The following is a 19,731-nucleotide window of genomic DNA, read 5'->3' on the forward strand; positions in this document are numbered from 1 at the left end:
AGGTGCTCCGGCAGATCCGCCCAGCGTTTCTGGTTGACGAACCAGGACCCGATCCAGGCGCCGGAAATGTTGTTGGTCAGGAAGTAGTCGGTCACATCCGCCCATCCGACCGTGTAGTCTTCGGTGATGCCGGACCAGGCCATGCCATCCAGTTCGCCGGTCTGAACGGCCACTTCCGCATCCTCATAAGGAATGGAGACCGGAACAACGCCGAACTTGGACAGGAACCGACCTGCAGTCGGGAAGGTGTAGAGCTTCAGGCCTTCCAGATCGGCAACCGACTTGATTTCCTTTTTGGTATTGAAGTTGCACGGGTCCTGCCCGGCAGAGGAAATCCAGGCAACGCCGACTTTTTCGTATTCTGAGCGCCAGATGTCGGCAAGACCGTATTGGTTGAAGAGAACCGGCACATCCAGAATATGTTTGGTAGCGAACGGGAAATAGCCACCGAACTGGCGCAGCGGAGTCGGCGAGGCCATGGAGTCATCGTCCGAATGCACTGCGTCGATGGTGCCGCGCTGCAGGGCCTGGAACAATTCGCCCGTCGGCACGATCTGGTCGGCGTAGTAAAGCTCGATCTGCAGTTCACCATTGGAGGCATTGTTGACGTAGTCCACCATGGGCTTCGTCACCTGCTCGCCAAGCGCGCCGCCGGCATAGGTCTGCAGGCGCCACTTGATGGGCTCCTGGGCAAGAACAGCCGGAGCTGCCAGTGTGGAGGCACCGGCCGCAGCGGCCGTGCCCAACCCGGCTTTTTTCAGAAAATCACGTCTATTGGTCATCATAGTTCCCCTATTTGAATGTGCTTCCATGTGGCAAGCCGGATTCCCGGTTCTGTATGTTGCCGCGAGTCAATGTCTGTTTTCTCCAGACTTTTCTTTATTGTCCCGGCGCTCCCCCTATTTGGCGTAGACCAGATTGGGCAGCCAAAGGGCGATTTCCGGGAATACCATCACGATCACTAGCGCCAGGATCATCACCAGGACAAACGGCAGGATCGAGCCGTAGATGTCGCGCATGGAAATGTCCTTGGGCGCCATGGCGCGCATCAGAAACAGGTTGTAGCCAAAGGGTGGCGTCATATAGGCGATCTGGGTGGTGATCGTATAAAGAACGCCGTACCAGATCAGGATATCACCGCTCGGCATGCCCAGATCCAAAGATCCGACCAGAGGCACATAAAGCGGTGCGACAATCACCAGCATTGCCGTGTCGTCAAGGAAGGTGCCCATCACCAGAAACGACAGTTGCATCAGGATCAGGATCATCCACGGAGACAGGCCGAGCTGTTCGGTGAACAGGCTTTCAATCGCCTTCACCGCTCCGAGCCCGTCAAAGACAGCACCAAAGCCGAGAGCCGCAAGAATGATCCACATGAACATGCAGGAAATGCCGAGCGTGTTCTTCAGACACAGTATCAGGATGTCCAAAGTCAGGCGGCGGCGCAAAATGGAGGCGATCAGCGCGGTGAGCGCGCCGACGGCGGACGCTTCCACAAGACTGGTCTTGCCCATCACGAAGGGCACCATCATAGCGGCGAAAATGACGATCGGCAGAAGACCGGCCAGCAACAGGCGGTATTTTTCCGCCGTGGGCACATTCCGCTCCTCTTCCGGCAAGGCCGGGCCAAGTGACGGCTGAAGCCGGCAGCGGATAGCAATATAGATGATGAACATCACCGCCATCATCAGCCCCGGAACCGCCCCGGCGAGCCAAAGCTGGCCGACAGGTGCCCGGGCGATCATGGCGTATAGCACCAGAACCACGGAGGGCGGCACCAGAATACCAAGCGAGGAGCCCGCCTGGATCACGCCCGTCACCATGCGCTTGTCGTATTTGCGTTTCAAAAGCTCCGGCAGGGCAATGGTGGCCCCGATGGCCATTCCGGCCACCGACAGGCCGTTCATGGCGGAGATCAGCACCATCAGCAGGATCGTGCCGATAGCCAGCCCGCCATTGATCGGCCCCATCCAGACATGGAACATCTTGTAGAGGTCGTCGGCGATCTTGGTCTCCGACAGGATGTAACCCATGAAAATGAACATCGGCAGGGTCAGCAGCGGATACCATTTCATCAGCTTCATGGCCGCCGAGAACGGAATGTCGCCACCACCCGTGCCCCAAAGGGCCAGGGACGCAATGGCTGCAATCGCGCCGATGGCGCCGAAGACCCGCTGCCCGGTCAGGAGCATCAGCATCATCGACGAGAACATGAGAAGAGCGATCATCTCATAGGACATCAGATCGTCTCTCCCTTGATCCGGGCGATATCTTTCAGGAATTCGGAGAAGACCTGCAGCAACATAAGGAAAAATCCAATGATCATGACGAGCTTGACCGGCCAGAGATAAGGCCGCCAGGAGGTCGGACTACGCTCGACGAACCCCATCTTTTCCCGCGCAGCTTCCGGCCCGCCGGTCAGGAAGGCAGTGATCAGATCCTTGTAGAAGGTAAAGGGTTCCTGCTGAAAATGACCAAGCGAATAGGCAAAGGAATTGAGCGCCCCATAAAGAAGGACGCCGAGATAGAAGATCAGCAGCAGCACCGTGAAGGCGTCGAACCAGGCCTTCTTTTTCACGCTCCATTCCGCATAAAACAGATCCATGCGCACATTGGACCCGAGCTGAATAGAATAGGGCCCACCCAGAACATAATAGGCGACCATGGCGAATTGAGCCGTTTCCAGGGTCCACAGGGACGGGCTGAAAAACGTCTTCGAAACGGACGACCACAGCAGAATACCGGCCATCACGAAAAGGCCCCACATGACGACCTTGCCAAGCCTGCGGTTGAACCTGTCCACCGCCCGGACATAAACACGTGCGACCTTAAGCATTCAGCCCTCCTTCGGCCGCCGCGTTCAGAACCGGTGCCAGAAGGCCGCTCCAGCGCATTTCCTCTTCTGGCGTTTTCACTTCGTCATTGCGGATTTCGATCATCAGGCAGGGCAGCTTGCGGTCTTCGCCGTGACGGCGGATCGTGTAATAGACGCCATCTGAAGGGGCATATGGCTCGTTGTCGCCAACGGTCAGGCCGCCATGTGCCCTCAAGGCTTCCAGAACCGGATCCGCAAGACGCCGGTCCCTGTCGTAGATAAGGCCGATTTCCCACGGCCGGGACACGCCCTTGTAGACCGGCGTGAACGAGTGGATGGAAACCACAGCCGTCGGCAGCCCCCGATCGAGCCGCTGGCTGATCACCTTGTCGATGGCGTCGTGAAACGGCCGGTGCGCCAGATCGAGACGGAAGGCCTTCTCATCGGCCGACAGATTCTGGTTGCCCGCAATCCGGGTGGTTTCGCTGAGGCACGGGATCAGATCGGCCCGGTTTTCCTCGCGGTTACAGTCGATGATCAGGCGTGAAACGGTGGTATGTACCAACGGCGCGTCAAGGCTTTTGGCCAGTCCCCTGGCAACGCCGAGCGCCCCCGGGTCCCAGGCGATATGCGCAATCTTGTCCGCATCGGTAATCCCGAGCGATGTATCGTAGGGAGGCGGAAAGAAGTTGGAAGCGTGGTCGCAGACAAAAACGAAAGGCCCCGCTCCCTCCGCATTTTCAACGGCGACAGCCCGAGTCATTCCTCCGGTCCGGGGATTTGAACCCATTCCCAACTCCCTGAAAGATCGGACCTGCGATTTTGTAATGTTTATTACAGGATTGCCGACTTAGATAACTTCTGTAATATTTGATACGCAGATTGCAGCGGCTGTCAAATGAAAATCGGCACCGCGGACCGTCATAAAGGCCGACGCCCATGGAACGTCCCCTCCTTGAAGATATTCGCGACCGTCTCGACGAATTTACCGCGACGGAAAAGAAGGCGGCGCATGCTTTGATGGCCAATTACCCGATGCAGGGCCTGGGCACCGTGGCCCAGTTTGCCGAGGCCGCCGGGGTCAGTTCTCCCACCATATTGCGCTTCGTCGGCCGCCTGGGGTTTCCCGGATTTGCCGAATTCCAGCGCAAGTTGCGCGGCGAGCTGGAAAGCCAGCTCAATTCACCGCTCGCCCGCAGCGCCAACATGGAAGAGAACCCGGTCGGCGACCCGCACGTCAGCCAGCTTCTGGACAATGTGCGCGAAACGTTTGCCCACCTGCCGAAGGGCGAACTCACCGGCCTCATCAAGCTGCTGTCGGACGAGCGCAAGCATGTGCATCTGATCGGCGGCCGCTTTACCGATGGTCTCGCCCGTTACATGGCGGCCCATTTGCGGATTGTGCGGGCCAACGTCAATCACGTTGCCGGACAGCAGGGCAACTGGCTCGACCAGCTCATCGGCATCGGCCCGAAGGACGTTGTCGTCGTCTTCGATATCCGGCGTTATCAGGCTGAAATCATCCAGTTCGCCGAAGCCGCCGCCCGCCAGGGGGCCACGGTGGCGCTTGTGACCGACAGCTGGATGTCACCCGTCGGCCGCATCGCCAGCTTCGTTTTGCCCGCCCGCGTCGCCGTCCCCTCCCCCTGGGACTCCTCGCTGGCGCTGATGGCGATTGCCGAAGTGCTGATCACCGGTGTCACCCGCCAGAACCAGACCCGTGCTCAGGAGCGCATGCGTGCGCTGGAAAAACTGCGCAATGAGATCGATCCCTCGACCGAGGGCCGCGCCATGGGGCCGGACATCTGAGCGGGCTGGAACCGCTCGAAACCATGCACAGCCGAAGATCGGTTCGCTCGACAGAAGCGACTCACCTATACTTGCCCTCATCACGGCCCTGCTGAAAGTCAAAGCGGGCTCCTGACAGAAGCTGCGCCAGCCGGTCTGGCAGGCCCTGAACCGGCTGGCCTGAACAGGGAGCGAGATCCATCGCAAGTGACGCGCCCTCGAAAGGTGCCGTTTTCCGGCCCATCATCCGCTCGACACCACGCGCCTTTATCAGACAGGGTGACCGGCTGCTGGTGCAAGACAAGCGCCATCCCGTCAAAGGCCGCTATTTTACCTTGCCCGGCGGCAAGCAGGATCCGGGCGAGACGCTTGAAGACTGTTTGAAGCGGGAATGCGCGGAAGAAATCGGTGCTGAAATCGCCGTGTCGCATCTGATGCATGTGGCGGAAGTTCACCGGCGGAAGCAGACGGCGAGAGACTATCAGCACCAGCTCGATTTCATTTTCGCCTGCAGCGTTTCGGCAGACTACGAACCGGTTCTGGGCCCTCATCCGGACCCGCATCAGGTAGGAACACTCTGGATAGGCTTTGAAGACGCTCAACAGCTACGTCCGCTTTATGTCACAAAACTGTTTTCACTTGGCTGTACGCGGGAGCCCGAAGTCTATCTCGGACCCCATAATGATTAATGCCCCAAAGACCATCCGGGAAAATCTCCGTTTTCTGTGCGCGGAAATCGATGGTCAGCTCATACAGCTTGAAGCTTTCTTCAAGGAACCAGCGGCGGCCACGGCACGGCGGATCACGGATCGGGCCGGCTATGCCCATAATCTGAAGAGCCGGATCCTGGCAGCCTGTGTCCAGCAGATGGCCGGCGCCAGGAAGACCGACCGCAAGCACCCTGCCTTGCGCAGCCTGGAATTCGTCGCCACCGACCTTCAGCGCATCGCCAACCTGGTGCGCCAGTCCTTGCGCCATGCAGAGCGCATCGAGACCTTTGCCACCCTGGAGCCTCACCGTTATCCGGCGATGGTCAGCCGGGTTCGGGAAGGTGTCGCGCGGATCGAGGACGCCTTCCTCAGCAGAGACAGCGAAAAAGCCATCGAGATCGGCCAGCTCCAGAACAGGATCGAGGCCGACTACCGCAAGCTTTTCAAGGTCTACACGCGCGGCATGCGCGACCCGGACCGCTCGCCGGCAGACATCGCCAACAGCCTGCTTGTTGCCAGCGAGTTTCAGCGCATGGGTGAATCCCTGCGGTCGATCAGCGAAGCGCTGATTTCCGCCAACCTGGGCCAGGCGGTCAATTTCGAACGCTATTTCACCCTGCAAAACCTGATGTCGGATCTGGGAACAGCGAGCGAAGACGTCTCCATCGAGACGATCGCCGAAACCCGGTCTGGAAGTTCGATCTCCGCCATCAGGGACAAGAAGACCGAAACGGTTACGGCCGTCTTCAAGGATGGCGACAAGAGCAAGGTCAAGGAAGAGCGCCAGGGTGTGAAAAGCTGGCATTCGATCTATCCCGGCCTGGCCCCTAAAATCCTGTCCTACCGGAAGCGCAACCAGTCGGCAGCGCTCCTGATCGAACATTTGCCCGGACTGACCTTCGAACACATCGTGCTCAACGAAGGCGATGCCCTGCGGGACAGGGCGCTTGCCAGTCTGTCGCGCACTCTGAAGGACGTCTGGAAAAAGACGCGCACGGCCGAACCGGCGGAACTGGGCAGCATGCAGCAGCTTGCAAAGCGCCTGGAGGAAGTGCGGCGAGTTCATCCGCACTTCAGGAATACCGGCATCCGGTTCGCAGGCGAGACCCTGCCTTCCATCGACAGCCTCATCCATGAGGCAGCCGCGCGCGAAGCCAGGGTGACAGCGCCCTTTTCCGTCTATATCCACGGCGACTTCAACGTCGACAACATCATTTACGATCCGGGCGAGAACCGGATTCACTTCATCGACCTGCATCGCTCCCGTTACATGGATTACGTGCAGGACGTTTCCGTTTTCATGGTCTCGAACTACCGGCTTCAGGCCCTCGACCAGGAAACACGCCGCCGGATCAGCGACGTCACGCTTGCCTTCCACAAGTCCGTCCGGGCGTTCGCCCGCAAGCAGGGCGACGATACATTCGAATTCCGGCTGGCCCTTGGTCTTGCCCGGTCCTTTGCCACATCGACACGGTTCATCCTCGACAAGTCGCATGCCCGGCGCATGTGGCTGCGGGCCCGATACCTGATCGAACAGGCACTTGCCTGCCCGCCCGGCGCCGAGGCGCGGTTCCGGCTGCAGATGAAGGAGATCTTCGTTGACTGACCTCAGGATCGGAGTTGTCGGCATTCCCGGCAAATGGTCGACGGAAGTTCTGGCGGACGCCCTGGAAGCGCAAACCGGCTACCGCTGCGTGGTCGACATGGCCGATGTCGTTCTGGATCTGGAAAAGAAGGCCCTGATCGCCGGACAGACCGACCTTTGCGACCTCGACGGCATCGTGGTCAAGAAGATCAGCCAGACCTACAGCCCCGCCACGCTGGATCGGCTGGAGATGCTGCGCGTTGCCGAAGGGTCAGGCACCAGGGTCTTTTCCAGCACAAGGTCCATTCTTGGTCTGGTCAACCGGTTGAGCTGCACCGTGACCCTGGCCAATGCCGGCATTCCCATGCCCGCAACCTGCATAACCGAAAACGTGGACGAAGCCCTGGCCGCCATCCAGCGGTTCGGCGGCGCGGTGTTCAAGCCTCTGTTTTCGACAAAAGCCCGCGGCATGACGCTGATGGATGCCGCCGAGGGCGAAGCCGCCCTCCGTCAAAAGATCGCCGCCTTCAAGGCCGAGAACCCGGTCATGTACCTGCAGAAGAAGGTCAACCTCGCCGGCAGGGATCTCGGCATGGTGTTTCTCGGCGGGGCCTATCTGGGTACCTACGCCCGGGTTGCCCAGACAGACAGTTGGAACACGACCATCCTTCACGGCGGCAAATACGAAGCCTTCGAACCGGATGAAGAACTGATCGAGCTGGCGCGCCGCGCGCAGGAACCGTTCGATCTCGACTTCACCACCGTCGACGTCGGCCTGGCAGACACCGGACCGATCGTGTTCGAGGTGTCTGCTTTCGGCGGCTTCAAGGGCGCGCTGGAAGGCGCTGGCATCGACGCTGCCACGCTTTATGCCAACCATGTAATTGAAAAGGTGCGCGGATGACCGGCATTACTGTTCAGGACATTGTCGATGCCCTTTCGCCGGAGCGGGAAACGCTGAACTGCGATCCGGTATGTCTCACGGTCGGCGGCCATGTGGTTGAAGTCAGGTGCAAGTCCACGTCGCTTCTGGCCGAGTTGCTGCGCTATTTTCAGCATGTGATTTCCGCCCCCAGCACACCGGACCGGATCGTCCACGTGCTTGGACCGGCGGAACTGCCGTTCGGCCCGCAATACACCGATTGGGAACGGGAAACGGGAAAATCCGGCCGCAAGGATGCCGTCTGCGATCTTGAAAACGGCCGCTTGATCCTGAAGGTACGCACGGGCCTTCAGTTCCTGCAATCTCCCGACTGGGCGATAGCCTTCGGCCCAACCGACGATCACCCCAATCAGGTGATCAACTTCATCAACACCCAGTTTCTCAACCACTTCCAGCGGCAGGGCTGGGTCGCCTGCCATGCGGCGGCCGTTCGCACGCCCCACAAGGGGCTGGCGATCTCCGGCCTGTCCGGCGGCGGCAAGTCCACTTCCATGTTGCGGCTGATGGAACTCAGCGGCACGCAGTATGTCACCAACGACCGCCTTCTGGTGCGCAATGCCGGCAACAGCACCGATGCGCTCGGCATTCCGAAACTGCCGCGCATCAACCCGGGCACCATCGTCACCAACGCCCGGCTCGCCGGTCTCATCGACGAGGAACGCGAAGAGGAACTCCGCAACCTGGAGCCGGACGAGCTCTGGCATCTGGAAGAAAAATACGACCTCTTCATCGATGACATCTACGGCCCCGGGCGCATTTCCCACGATGCGCAGCTGACCGATTTCTGGGTGCTGAACTGGTCCCGCGACAGTGCCGATGCGACCGAGGTCAGCAAGACGGATCTGAAGGACCGGCCGGATCTCCTGTCGGCGATCATGAAAAACCCCGGCCCTTTCTACCAGACCCCGCAAGGCCCGTTCTGGCCGATGAAAACACCGCTCGACACGGCTGCCTACCTGGATGCGCTTGACGGCGTTCAGGTGTGGGAAGTGAAGGGGCTGATCGATTTCGATGCCCTGTTCGAGGCAGGTGCCGAGCTTCTGGGGCAGACACCATGACGGGCCGTTTCGCCATTCTGGTGCGCCACGGCGCCTATCATCAAAAGCCGGACACGCCGAGTGCCCTGCAACCCTATGCCCTGACCGACGCCGGCAAGGTGCAGGCCCAGGAGGCCGGGAGTGAGATTGCGGACATCGCACGGCAGGAAGGCTTCCGGCTGGCACCCGAGATCCTGTGCTCCCGTCAGCTCAGGGCCTGGCAGACGGCAGCGCTTCTCGGTCAGTCGCTAGGCGAAAGACTTGGTTCGGACTTCACCATCACCGAGGACGAAGCGCTTGCCGAACGCAGCGTCGGGGCCCTTGCCAACCTGACCCTTCGGGAAATCGAGCAGGTGATCGCAGACGACCCGCGCACCGCCCCGCTGCCGAGAGACTGGAAGTCCAACAGCCATCACAGACTGCCGGTCCAGGGCGCGGAAAGCCTGATGGATGCCGGCGAACGAGTGGCTGCTTTCCTTGAGCAGAAGATGGCGGACCTCAACGACCGCGCAGGACCCAATGCCCGGATCTTCGTCGGACACGGCGCTTCCATACGCCATGCCGCCCACTGCCTCGGCGTTCTGTCGTTCGACCAGATCCGCCAGCTCAGCATGCACCACGCCCGTGCCCTCGTCCTGAAACTGGACGGGAACGGCACCTGGACGCACCACGGCGGCGACTGGAAACAGCGCCGGCCTCTTGAAACCGCAACGGATTGAACCGGATTGCTGCCATGATGACCCATCTGCCACTGACCCCGCTTCTGCCGCCGATGGATGAGGCCGAGGCGATTGATCTCGGGCTGCCGGAAAGCTGCGTTCCCTGGCCGCTGGCGCCACTCGAAACCCTGCCGTTTGACCGGCAGAAAACCCGAAACGCCTCCCGCTGTGTCGTCGGCAGTCTCGCCCGGGCAAATGCCCTCGGCCCCTGGGACTGGCCGGACAAGCCGGTGATCTTCATTTCCGACCTTCATGCCGACGCGGAAAGCCTGCTGCGGTCCCTGACGGCGGCACGGGCAATCCAGCGCACCGGCGACGGCCTGACCGACTTCCACCTGACGGCTTTCGGGCGAAGCTGCCAGGTCATCATCGGCGGCGACTGCCTGGACAAGGGCCCCAGCAATCTGGACCTTCTGGATAGTCTGAGTGCCCTGCTGAAAACCGGTGCCGATGTCGTCATCCTCGCCGGCAACCACGACCTCCGGCTCTATCTCGGCCTGGAAGCGTTGACCGTGAAACGCAGCTCGCTCAACGCCCATATGTTCGTGCGCATGGGCAAGAAGGTGATGCCGCTTCTGAAGGAAGTACACGAGCGGTATGTCGACGATACGATGGATCTCGACCCCCTGCCCGACGAAGAGACCTGTTTCTCGCTGATGGTTCCGGGAAAGAAGTGGACCAGACAGTTTCCGCAGGTCGCGGCCCGCCACCTGAGTGACGCCGCCATTGGCAAGGAAATGCAGCGCCTCAAGAAGAAGACCGACAAGTTCGCGCAGCATGCCGCCGAGGTCGGCCTCACCATTCGCCAGCTATACGCTGCCGCACTTAAGTGCCGGGAGCTGTTCGTCGAACCCGGTGGCCGCTACGCCTGGTTCTTTCAAAGCCTCAAGGCAGTTCACCAGAGCGGCTCGCTGTTGTTCGTCCATGCCGGTATCGACGACCAGATGGCGGCCCAGATCTCGGTAAAAGGCGTTGCCCACGTCAACCGCCGCTTCCGGAAGGAAAGCCGGAAAGATCCCTTCGTGTTCTATTCCGGCACCATCGCCAATCTGATGCGCACGAAATACCGGGATGTGGACCATCCGCTGACCGAAAACGGCGTTGACGACCTCCACCTTGCCGGCATCCGGATGCTGGTGCAGGGGCACGTCAACAGGCACAGCGGTCAGGAGCTGACGTCCAAACATGGCCTCTTGCACCTGGAAGCGGACATCACGCTCGACCGGCATTCGCGAAGCTCCGAGGGCCTGGACGGCATCGGCACCGGCGCGACGATCATCTGCCCCGATGGCAACATTGTCGGGATCAGCCGGGACTATCCCCACGCCAAGCTGTTCAACCCGGCGCAGATCCTCCAGCAACACGGGTTGTCGTCATGATGGAACGCAAGGGCCGTTTCCGGCACCAGTCCCTGCAGGACAAGAAATCGATCCAGAAACTGCTCGACGCGGTCAAACGCGGCATCGCCAAGGGCGAGCTGCAATTCGGCGACGACACCGGCGAGATCACCCTGCACCCGAAAGGCCTTCTGGCCCTCAGAGTGACGGCCACCACGGAAGACGACCAGTCCCGTCTGGACCTTCGCATCACCTGGGCCAATAACGGCCAGGACAAGAAGGACAGCGGCAAGCTGAAGGTGAAAGGCGGCTCGTAAAGCCAAGCCCGGACCAACCGAATCTGCCAAAAGCCGACATTCACCCGCTGATAGTGTGCTGCGACGCAACCCGTCGAAGCCGCCGTTCATTGCATCAGCGAAGACGATTGGCCGTCAGATGCCGGCACTACGGACGAAGTTGCCGTTAAGCTCCGGCCAAGCGATTGGGGATGAGTTCAGTCTTCATCCAATGTGTTTCTGATTCAACATGCCCTTCCCTGACATACTTTCCTATCCGTGTGGGCATGTCCGTTTCCGCAAATGCGTCAGCGATTCTCGCCACGAAACCCTCTTGCTTGGTCAGGTCGAGCGCCTCTGCCAAGTCATTGAACAGACCTGGGCGGTAAGGGCCTCGATAGAGCGCTGGAACAGGCCGGATACCCAGTTCCTCGAATCGCGTCTGCGTCAGATCCCACGACTGAACTTCACCGTCGACAATCCACGCGAAGCCGAGAAAATATGAGGGCAACGCGTCATACGCGACCGAATGACGAGCATAGAGGTTCTCACCAATAATGCGTTCGCCCTCTTTCAAACGAGGTGAGATCCCCGCTGCAAACGCTTTGAGCCAGTCTCGGGAAGGATGGTAGCGGCTGTCTGGGCTGCGCGCGTGACAACCGCCTGCGTGAATGGTCGTATTCTCACCGTCCATTTTCTCGGTGACGATGAGGTCTTCCACCATCAATCCGTCCAGCGAAGACATGATCTTGTCGTCACTGGTGGCGCCGGGTGAGATCGGTAGATGAAAGGTGCGACCGTATTTTTTCATAGGGACGCAGTAGCACATGTGGCCAAGTTGTAGCTATGGGCTCGTAGCGGCCTTGCGGCGGCGCAGAACGCCGATGCCGATATGATCGGTGTCTGATCGACGCATTCGGCCCAAATGTATGTACCGGCTGCTGTTCGCAAATGATTTATATGAGGCCGTTTCTGTCAATAGGGTTGCAAAGCACCATCACCCGCAGAGCGCGAGTGCTAATACGTTATAGTTCGGACGGTTCGATCGTTGCGCGACGGTCATGCGGATATGCCCGCATCAACTTATATCCGGTAGCTCCATGACGGCTGACCACAATCTTGCATTCACGCGGACGGATCGGGGACGGGTTCACACTTTTTGCCGGCGCTCCGAGGGTGCGCCAATCGTTGACACGACGCCCGTCATCCCGCCCTCAGACCTCTGGCCGGAGGTCTGAAGCTCTTTCGTTCTTCAGTTTATGCCATGGTTGGTGACAGTCGTGCCCTCTCTGGCAGAACGCCTGTTTCCACGTAGCGCCACAGCACAATGGCAAGCTTGCGGGCCAGTGCGATCAGCATAATCCGGCGCATGCGGCCGCCCTGGCCTTGTGTTCGAGTCAGATACCAGCGCGAAAGGGGACTGTCTGGCTGATATTTGATCCAGAGCCAGGCGATCTCAATCAGAATGCGCCGTGCCCACGCGTTGCCAGCCTTGGAAATGCCTTGGCATTTGGTCACAGTTCCGCTGTCGTATGCGCTCGGTGTCAGGCCAAGATACGACGCCAAATGGCGGCGCGATGCGAACGTTCGTGCAAAGACTTCGCGGGCAAGAATGGCGGAGGCTGTTCCGCCGATACCATGAAGCTGCTCAAGATCCAGTCGCTTCTGTTCGACTGCTGGGGACTGCGCATCGGCTGTGTCGCGCTCCTTCTCGACCTCACGCAGTTGATCTTCGACCATGATCAGGCGGGCATATTCGCGCTTTAATTCCGCGAGAAGACGTCGTGGGAGCCTGTGTCCCTCCGCTGTCTGGAGTTGGGTGAAGTCAATGCGGTTTCGGCGCTGCCTTGGTTCAACGTCACGAATGCCCTGGGCAAAGAGCAGCCCCTTGATCCGGTTGACGTGGGCTGTGCGCTCATGGATGAGCCTGTCCCGCTCGCGATGTGACCTGCGTGCGTCTTCTTCTTCGACGCTCAATATGCGCACTTGCGCGCAGACATGACGTTCCCCGCGATCAAGTGCTGCCAGCGCCCTGAGCATCGCCAAAGCATCGATACGATCCGTCTTGACCCGTCGCGCCCGGCGATTGACCTGCAGGCTTGCTGGATCGAGCACGCGAACATCAAAGCCTTGGGCGATCAGAAAGCGGGCAAGCCAGAAACCGTCATGCCCGGCCTCAAAGCAAATGATCATACGCCCACTGCTGTGTGTAGCGGCCAGTCGTCGAAGAAGCCCCTTCGTGTCACCACCAGAAAGTCGATGTATCGACGGCTTGTCGCGGTCCGGATGGGCGATGCCGACGATCCAGCTGCGCTTGCTGAGCTCAATCGCTACGTAGGCCGTCGAGTTTGCGTCGTGATACTGATCCATAGTGTGCCTCCCGTATCAAATTAACGCGGTCAGCCTATCCGAGAGCCAGAGCCGCTCTCATAGGATCTTTTTAGCATGTTCTCGGAAGTCGCTCATATGTATCCGGCCTATTGATCGACACGCGGGTCGTGGCCTTGTTGGGGTTACGCACGCGCCTTGATCTAATTAGCGGCAAGGTCCAAGTTGACCGAAAGGGCCGTCAGACTCTGGGGGCGTAATTATTCCGTTCCATGCTTTCTATCTATCGCGAACTCCTTTGGGCCGATCCGGCCTAAACGCCGATGGCGACCTCGTCTCTTGGCGCATCAAACGCCGATTTGTGTCTCAGGATGCTCCAAGCCATTCTGGCCAGCTTATTCGCCAGAGCGACCGCGAGCTTGTTTCGGTTCATCCTCTCCGCCGCTTTGGTCAACCACCCGCCGAAACTGAAATCCGGCCACCTGTTTGTTCTCATCAGAATGACCTTGGCGGCTTGGACGAAGAGCATTCGAAGGTATCGGCTGCCTCGTTTGGTGATACGTCCGAGGACCGTTCGCCCACCGGTACTGTATTGACGAGGCACTAGCCCAACCCAGGCCGCAAAGTCGCGACCTCGCTCAAATGCTTCACCTGTGCCGACAGCTGCAACCATAGCGTCGAGATCATTGGGCCAATGCCGGGGATGGTCATGACGTTGACGCAGTTCTCTTCGGTTCGGCTGATTTGTTCGATCTCTTCGAAACCGTGTCGATCCGCTCGTCCAGCCATAGCCAATCGCCATAGAGCCCGATTAAAATCGTGCGCATGCGCGGTGAAATCTCGTCCTCGCGTTCCTTCAGGATCGCTTCGAAGGAGTTTTTCAGGGCGCGCAAACCCTTGCGCACCGTGATGCCCTGCTCGATCAAAAAGGCGCGGATCTGGTTGATCGTTGCCGTCCGGCGCGACACCAGACGCGAACGAACGCGATGGAGCGCCTGCAAGTCGAGCTGCTCCTGACTCTTCTCAGGAACGACGGTCAAGTTGGGACGCAATGCTGCTTCGGCAATCGCTTCCGCATCGTTGTAATCGTTCTTCTGCCCTTTGATGAAAGGCTTCACGTAGATCGCAGGAATGATCCGAGGTTCGAAGCCCATCTTACGCAGAGACCGGCTCACGAAATGGGCGCTCAGGCACGCCTCCATCCCGACGATACATCGCGGCAGCTTCTCGAATACCGCAATTAACGCCAGGCGTTTGATCTGCCTTCGCAAAACAAGCTGCCCGTCCGTATCGAAACCAACGACGTGAAACGTGTCTTTGCCAATATCGATGCCAATCGACATCAGCTCATCAAAGTCTGTCTTCGCCATGCTACTTCTCCATCATGCAGAAATAGGCCAAGCCTAACCTGCTGGGTGAAGCAGCCGGTACATCCCATTAGCGGACGTTCATCTGCTGATATGGAGCTGAGATGCGGCTCACAGAAGCAGTCGTTCGTTCCATCTGCAACAACCGTTGGCTACCAGACGCCGACACTGCGGAAAAAGCGGAAACCTAAGAAACACATTAAACGGCTGCTTCTCATCGGATCAATTGCTACAAGTTCTCCCGGATCGATCACAAGGTAGCGAAACGATGCGAGACCCGGACGAGAACGGTTGGACTTCTTCAGCGCCGGCCTGGATCATGCGTATGGTCGATGACGGTGATTTCTCGCGCCAACACGTTCTTGACCAGCCAATGCTCGATCGCGTCTCGGCGTTGCGACCAGGAACTGCTCTGGATGTAGGGTGCGGTGAAGGGCGGTTCTGCCGAATGCTATCCAAATTGGATATCGCGACCGTCGGTATTGACCCTGTTGATGCAATGGTTGAAGCAGCCCGCAGCCGCGATCCGGAAGGAGATTATCAAGTCGCTTTCGCCGAGCATCTACCGTTTGCCAATAACTCGTTCGACTTCGTCGTGTCTTATTTGTCGTTGATTGACATAGACTTTCTGGACGAGGCGGTTGCAGAGATGGCGCGGGTTCTCAAGCCAGGTGGAAGACTGCTTGTTGCAAACTTATCCAGTTTTTCGACGTCCAGTGCCATGATTGGAAAACGGTACTGCAGGGATACAGGAGAAGTATTGCGACCGCTTGGGCGATATCTGACAGAAGAGAAATCGTGGTTCGAATGGGATGGATTACGTGTTCAAAACTGGCACAGACCACTTTCGACATACATGCGCTGATTTCTTTCGCCCGGTCTGACGCTACGGCATTTTGATGAACCTTCACCTTCTGGCGGTCCCCCCGAACGCGTCAAATCCTATGAAAGGATGCCGTACCTGATGATTATGGAGTGGGAGAAGTAGGATTCTCCGCTCCATAGCCGACCTTCCTCCCAAGTGCAGCACGGTCATTAAGGGTGCCGAGCAGACATGCCGCAGCGCGGCAGGCCTCTCGTATACAATCGACATCGCTAGCGTCGCTAAAGGTCCAACGCCGTCATTCACTGCATTTACGAAGATGTTTGGCAGCCAGGTGCTGACACTGCGGGACAAAACCGACGACCACAAAATGCTTGTCTAGGCAACCAACGCCTGTATCTGTGATCGCAGCTAGTTTCAAAAGCAAGGCTGAAACGTGAGCATCAATAACGTCATTTTTGACTGGGATGGAACGCTGGCCAAGACGTTAGATTTGTGGCTTGAGGGGTTCCAAGTCTCGTTTAGTAGCAGAGGCCTCAGGTTTGATCCAAAATACATTGTCAAAGAGTTTTTCCACGACCATCCCGAGGTGCCAAACAGACATCCGGATATAGAGTTTCCAACAGTTGCCGAGGAAACACGTAATTATGTATTAAACGGCCTATCGACAGTGGAGCTTTACGAGGGGGTGACGGAAACTCTCAAATCTCTGAAAAACAAGGGAATAACGTTGACTTTGGTGACGTCTAGCCCGCGGCATCTATTGGATCGCGCCTTGGGTGCTCATAATCTAGAGTTCTTCTTTGACTCTATTGTTGCCGGTGACGACGGATTTGGGCACAAACCGAGCCCTATGCCGTTCAAAGCTACGCTTGAACGTGTTGGTGCTATGGCGTCCGAAACATTGATCATTGGCGACTCCCATGTTGATATCCAAGCTGGAAAGTCGAGCGGCTGCCAAACTTGTTGGTTTGCACCTGAACACAATAGCCTTTTTCATGATTTTGAGCGAATAGGGTCAACGTCACCAGATCATGAGATATCGCGCGTACAGGAGCTTAACGAAATCCTGTAGGGTTGGACTCGTAGCGGACTTACTGCAGCGCGGCGGGTCGACTGTATCCAATCAGGTTCTCCAGCGACACTTCCTGCCCCACCCGTCGCCGTCCCTCCGGAGAAGGAAGGGAAAGCCGCCTAGCGGTCCGGAACCCAATTTCCGGCCGGGAGAAGAAAGTCCATCTCGCACAGAGACGCAAAGGCCAGCGTCTACTGGGTCCCGGTCTTGGCTTCGCCAAACCGGGATGACAAGGGGCGAGGGTTGGCGTGCCGCAGATGCCATTTCAGAAAGGTGCCTGCGGACCGATGCTGGTCAGGCTGCAGCGCCCTTGGCGGCGGCAACCGCCTCGCGATTGCGGCCATAGCTCCAGTAGGCGGCGCAAGCGCCTTCCGAAGAGACCATGCACGCACCCATCGGATTGTCCGGCGTGCAGACCGTGCCGAACAGCTTGCATTCGGTCGGCTTCTTCACCCCGCGCAGGATAGCCGGACACTCGCAGGATTTGACCTCGCGCGATTCCTTGGGGCTGAGCGCAAAACGCTCTTCGGCATCGAAGGCGGCAAAGGTCTCACGGATTTTCAGGGCACTGTCCGCTACATAACCGAGCCCGCGCCATTCAAAGGTCCGGCGCAGCTCCAGCACCTCGTCAACCAGCTTCTGAGCCTTGCGATTGCCTTCCCTGGTCACAACGCGGGTGTACTGGTTCTCCACTTCGTGTCGACCTTCGTTGATCTGGCGGATCAGCATCAACGTCGACTGCATCACGTCGAGCGGCTCGAACCCGGCAATGACGACCGGCTTTCGAAAGTCCCGCGCCGCCGGTTCATAAGGCGTGCAGCCAATGACCGAGCTGACATGTGAAGGCCCCAGGAAACCGTCGATTTTGACCGGCGCCTCTCCTGGTTCCGCCGGAGCGTTGACGATATGGGCGATGGCCGGAGGCGTCAGAACGTGGTTGCAGAAGACCGAGAAATTCTTCAACCCCTCCGCCTTTGCCTGCAGGATCGCGACTGCCGTTGGCGGCGTGGTCGTCTCGAAGCCGATGGCGAAGAACACCACCTGCCGCTGCGGGTTCTCCCGGGCGATCCGCAGAGCATCCTGGGTCGAATAGACCATCCGGATATCGGCGCCTTCGGCCTTGGCGCGGATCAGGCTTTTCTGTTTGGTGCCCGGAACCCGCATCATGTCGCCATAGGTGGTCAGGATTACGTTCGTCTTCAGCGCCAGCTCGACCGCATCATCGAGACGGCGCACCGGCAAGACGCAGACCGGACAGCCCGGCCCATGCACATACTCGACATTTTGCGGAACGAGATCCTGCACCCCGTATCGGAAGATCGCGTGGGTGTGTCCGCCGCAAAACTCCATCAGGTGGTAACGCCGGCCCGGGTCGGCTTCCTGGCGGATGGCCAGGGCAAGCTTTTGCGCCAGCTTTCCATCCCGAAATTCCTTGATGTATTTCATGCGCCCGCCCCAGCTGCCGGTTCGCCCGCCATGTCTTCCAGCTCCTCGGCGAGAACGCCGGCTTCCGCCATCAGTTGCAGGGTGCGTTCGGCTTCCTCTTCGCTGAGCTTGTGCAGGGCATAGCCTACGTGGACGAGCACATAGTCGCCAACGGCCACCTCCTCCAGGAGAGCGGTCGAAACCGGTTTGCGGATCCCCTCCAGGGCAACGGTCGCCATGTCGTCCTTGTCAATGGAAACGACCCTGGCGGGAATGGCGAGACACATGACCCGGACCTCCTATTCGGCGGCCAGGCCGCGCGCCTGCACCAGCTGCATTTTCAGGGCGCCACCCAGCCATGCCAGCCAGCCATCCAGGCCTTCGCCCGTGCGGGCAGAAACCTGCAGAACCTGGATCTTGCGATTGACCCGCCGCACATTCTTGATCGCCGCGCCGACACAGAAGTCCACATGCGGCAGAAGATCGGTCTTGTTGAGGATCATCAGGTCGGCGCTCGCGAAGATGTCGGGATATTTCAGCGGCTTGTCCTCGCCTTCCGTCACCGACAGGATCACCACCTTGGCGGCTTCGCCGAGATCGAACGCCGCCGGGCAGACCAGATTGCCGACATTCTCGATGAAAAGCACACAGCCCTCTTCCAGAGGCAGCCTTTCCAGCGCGTGGCCGACCATATGCGCATCCAGATGGCAGCCCTTGCCGGTGTTGATCTGAATGGCGGGAGCACCTGTTTCGCGGATCCGGTCGGCGTCATTCGACGTCTGCTGATCGCCCTCGATGACTGCAGCCGGTATGCTGCCCTCCATCCGCTTCAGGGTCTCTACGAGTAAGGTTGTCTTTCCAGCCCCGGGGCTGGAGACGAGATTGAGCGCCAGAACGCCTTTTGCAGCCAGCAAGGCCCGGTTGCTGTCCGCATAGGAATTGTTCTTGCCCAGAATATCCGTTTCGATCTGGATCAGCCGTGCCTGGCTCATGCCGGGAACGGCAACACCCGCTTCCCCCGCACCGAAATGGACATGACCGGCATCGTGCGTGTGCCCATGAGAATGCCCGTGATCTTGGTCATGTTCGTGAGAGCCACCGCAGCCGCATACCGTACACATCACACCACCTCCAGTTCCCGGATCTTCAGGTCTTCCCCGCTGACAACCTGCAGGGCTTCCGAACCACATTCCGGGCAGCAGTCGAACCGCGCCTTCACCGGCACAGTCTTGAAACAGGAAAGACACAGCGCTTCGGCGGCCGGTCTTGAAATCTCCAGCACGGCCCCGTCGGCGAGAGAGCCTTTCATGACGACATCGAAGCCGAATTGAAGCGCGTCCGGCTCGACGCAGGACAGAGGTCCGATATCGACCGCAACCCGCTTCACCCTGGTAAAGCTGTCCTTCGCCGCCTGATCCTTCAAAATGTCGAGGATGCTTTCGCAGAGGGACATTTCATGCATGGGCGGTCTCCCTCTGGTGCGCCGCCGTTTGCAGCCAATCCA

Annotated in this window: 20 protein-coding genes and 1 pseudogene; 10 read left to right on the plus strand and 11 right to left on the minus strand. The window is 59.0% G+C overall.

Annotation, left to right across the window (positions count from 1 at the left end; genetic code table 11):
• From dctP to SIAM614_RS29810, 4 genes are all read right to left on the minus strand, one after another.
• Positions 1 to 782, minus strand: a 782-nt coding sequence (dctP, locus tag SIAM614_RS29795) for a TRAP transporter substrate-binding protein DctP (protein WP_040441529.1), incomplete at its 3' end; no start/stop codon positions are given.
• 117 nt (positions 783 to 899) lie between these two features.
• Positions 900 to 2,240 (minus strand): TRAP transporter large permease, encoded by a 1,341-nt coding sequence (locus tag SIAM614_RS29800; RefSeq protein WP_006940437.1) that lies wholly within the window; start codon positions 2,238 to 2,240, stop codon positions 900 to 902.
• Entirely contained in the window at positions 2,240 to 2,836 is a 597-nt protein-coding gene (locus tag SIAM614_RS29805; protein ID WP_006940438.1) for a TRAP transporter small permease subunit, read from the minus strand. The genes SIAM614_RS29800 and SIAM614_RS29805 overlap by 1 nt, the downstream gene beginning before the upstream one ends.
• Positions 2,829 to 3,578, minus strand: a complete 750-nt coding sequence (locus tag SIAM614_RS29810; protein WP_006940439.1) for an N-formylglutamate amidohydrolase — start codon at positions 3,576 to 3,578, stop codon at positions 2,829 to 2,831. The genes SIAM614_RS29805 and SIAM614_RS29810 overlap by 8 nt, the downstream gene beginning before the upstream one ends.
• Before the next feature lie 176 nt (positions 3,579 to 3,754).
• Here SIAM614_RS29810 and SIAM614_RS29815 point away from each other — a divergent pair, with 176 nt between their 5' ends.
• The 8 genes from SIAM614_RS29815 (at position 3,755) to SIAM614_RS29850 (ending at position 11,251) form a co-directional block, all read left to right on the plus strand.
• Positions 3,755 to 4,624, plus strand: a complete 870-nt coding sequence (locus tag SIAM614_RS29815; protein WP_006940440.1) for a MurR/RpiR family transcriptional regulator — start codon at positions 3,755 to 3,757, stop codon at positions 4,622 to 4,624.
• A 248-nt stretch (positions 4,625 to 4,872) separates the two neighbouring features.
• Positions 4,873 to 5,292, plus strand: a complete 420-nt coding sequence (locus SIAM614_RS29820) for an NUDIX domain-containing protein (protein WP_267871957.1) — start codon at positions 4,873 to 4,875, stop codon at positions 5,290 to 5,292.
• Positions 5,285 to 6,919: a phosphotransferase gene (locus tag SIAM614_RS29825; RefSeq protein ID WP_006940445.1), complete on the plus strand. Its 1,635-nt coding sequence runs from the start codon at positions 5,285 to 5,287 to the stop codon at positions 6,917 to 6,919. Before SIAM614_RS29820 ends, SIAM614_RS29825 begins: the two co-directional genes overlap by 8 nt.
• Complete coding sequence (locus SIAM614_RS29830; protein ID WP_006940446.1) at positions 6,912 to 7,802, plus strand: GAK system ATP-grasp enzyme; 891 nt, start codon at positions 6,912 to 6,914, stop codon at positions 7,800 to 7,802. Before SIAM614_RS29825 ends, SIAM614_RS29830 begins: the two co-directional genes overlap by 8 nt.
• Positions 7,799 to 8,899, plus strand: a complete 1,101-nt coding sequence (locus tag SIAM614_RS29835) for an HprK-related kinase B (RefSeq protein WP_006940447.1) — start codon at positions 7,799 to 7,801, stop codon at positions 8,897 to 8,899. The genes SIAM614_RS29830 and SIAM614_RS29835 overlap by 4 nt, the downstream gene beginning before the upstream one ends.
• A complete protein-coding gene (locus tag SIAM614_RS29840) occupies positions 8,896 to 9,597 on the plus strand; it encodes a histidine phosphatase family protein (protein ID WP_006940449.1) in 702 nt (233 codons plus the stop codon). The genes SIAM614_RS29835 and SIAM614_RS29840 overlap by 4 nt, the downstream gene beginning before the upstream one ends.
• Before the next feature lie 14 nt (positions 9,598 to 9,611).
• On the plus strand, positions 9,612 to 10,976 hold the full coding sequence (locus SIAM614_RS29845; RefSeq protein WP_157140176.1) for a metallophosphoesterase family protein: 1,365 nt from the start codon (positions 9,612 to 9,614) through the stop codon (positions 10,974 to 10,976).
• Positions 10,973 to 11,251, plus strand: a complete 279-nt coding sequence (locus tag SIAM614_RS29850) for an amphi-Trp domain-containing protein (RefSeq protein WP_006940453.1) — start codon at positions 10,973 to 10,975, stop codon at positions 11,249 to 11,251. Before SIAM614_RS29845 ends, SIAM614_RS29850 begins: the two co-directional genes overlap by 4 nt.
• A gap of 145 nt (positions 11,252 to 11,396) precedes the next feature.
• On the opposite strand, the gene SIAM614_RS29855 is transcribed toward SIAM614_RS29850, so the two are convergent.
• The 3 genes and pseudogenes from SIAM614_RS29855 to SIAM614_RS29865 form a co-directional block, all read right to left on the minus strand.
• A complete protein-coding gene (locus tag SIAM614_RS29855; RefSeq protein ID WP_006940455.1) occupies positions 11,397 to 12,020 on the minus strand; it encodes an RNA ligase family protein in 624 nt (207 codons plus the stop codon).
• A gap of 446 nt (positions 12,021 to 12,466) precedes the next feature.
• Positions 12,467 to 13,579: an IS110 family RNA-guided transposase gene (locus SIAM614_RS29860; protein ID WP_006931135.1), complete on the minus strand. Its 1,113-nt coding sequence runs from the start codon at positions 13,577 to 13,579 to the stop codon at positions 12,467 to 12,469.
• 271 nt (positions 13,580 to 13,850) lie between these two features.
• Positions 13,851 to 14,907 (minus strand): annotated as a pseudogene (locus SIAM614_RS29865) (IS110 family RNA-guided transposase).
• A 265-nt stretch (positions 14,908 to 15,172) separates the two neighbouring features.
• Here SIAM614_RS29865 and SIAM614_RS29870 point away from each other — a divergent pair.
• Positions 15,173 to 15,769 (plus strand): class I SAM-dependent methyltransferase, encoded by a 597-nt coding sequence (locus tag SIAM614_RS29870; protein WP_229598035.1) that lies wholly within the window; start codon positions 15,173 to 15,175, stop codon positions 15,767 to 15,769.
• Between the two features lie 394 nt (positions 15,770 to 16,163).
• A complete protein-coding gene (locus tag SIAM614_RS29875) occupies positions 16,164 to 16,802 on the plus strand; it encodes an HAD family hydrolase (protein WP_006940463.1) in 639 nt (212 codons plus the stop codon).
• Between the two features lie 294 nt (positions 16,803 to 17,096).
• Here the strand turns inward: SIAM614_RS29875 and hypD are convergent, their stop codons facing one another.
• Genes hypD through hypA form a run of 4 tightly spaced genes read right to left on the minus strand, consistent with a single transcriptional unit; the run spans position 17,097 to position 19,689 of the window.
• Positions 17,097 to 18,248, minus strand: a complete 1,152-nt coding sequence (hypD, locus tag SIAM614_RS29880) for a hydrogenase formation protein HypD (protein ID WP_006940465.1) — start codon at positions 18,246 to 18,248, stop codon at positions 17,097 to 17,099.
• Positions 18,245 to 18,514 carry a HypC/HybG/HupF family hydrogenase formation chaperone gene (locus SIAM614_RS29885; protein WP_006940467.1) on the minus strand — a complete coding sequence of 90 codons (270 nt, stop codon included), beginning with the start codon at positions 18,512 to 18,514 and terminating at the stop codon, positions 18,245 to 18,247. Before SIAM614_RS29885 ends, hypD begins: the two co-directional genes overlap by 4 nt.
• A 12-nt stretch (positions 18,515 to 18,526) precedes the next feature.
• The gene (gene hypB / locus SIAM614_RS29890) at positions 18,527 to 19,348 is read right to left on the minus strand and encodes a hydrogenase nickel incorporation protein HypB (protein WP_040441530.1); all 822 of its coding nucleotides are present in this window, start codon (positions 19,346 to 19,348) and stop codon (positions 18,527 to 18,529) included.
• On the minus strand, positions 19,348 to 19,689 hold the full coding sequence (gene hypA, locus SIAM614_RS29895; RefSeq protein ID WP_006940471.1) for a hydrogenase maturation nickel metallochaperone HypA: 342 nt from the start codon (positions 19,687 to 19,689) through the stop codon (positions 19,348 to 19,350). Before hypA ends, hypB begins: the two co-directional genes overlap by 1 nt.
• Positions 19,690 to 19,731: the final 42 nt, after the last annotated feature.

This window comes from Roseibium aggregatum IAM 12614 (genome assembly GCF_000168975.1).
Classification (GTDB): Bacteria; Pseudomonadota; Alphaproteobacteria; order Rhizobiales; family Stappiaceae; genus Roseibium; species Roseibium aggregatum.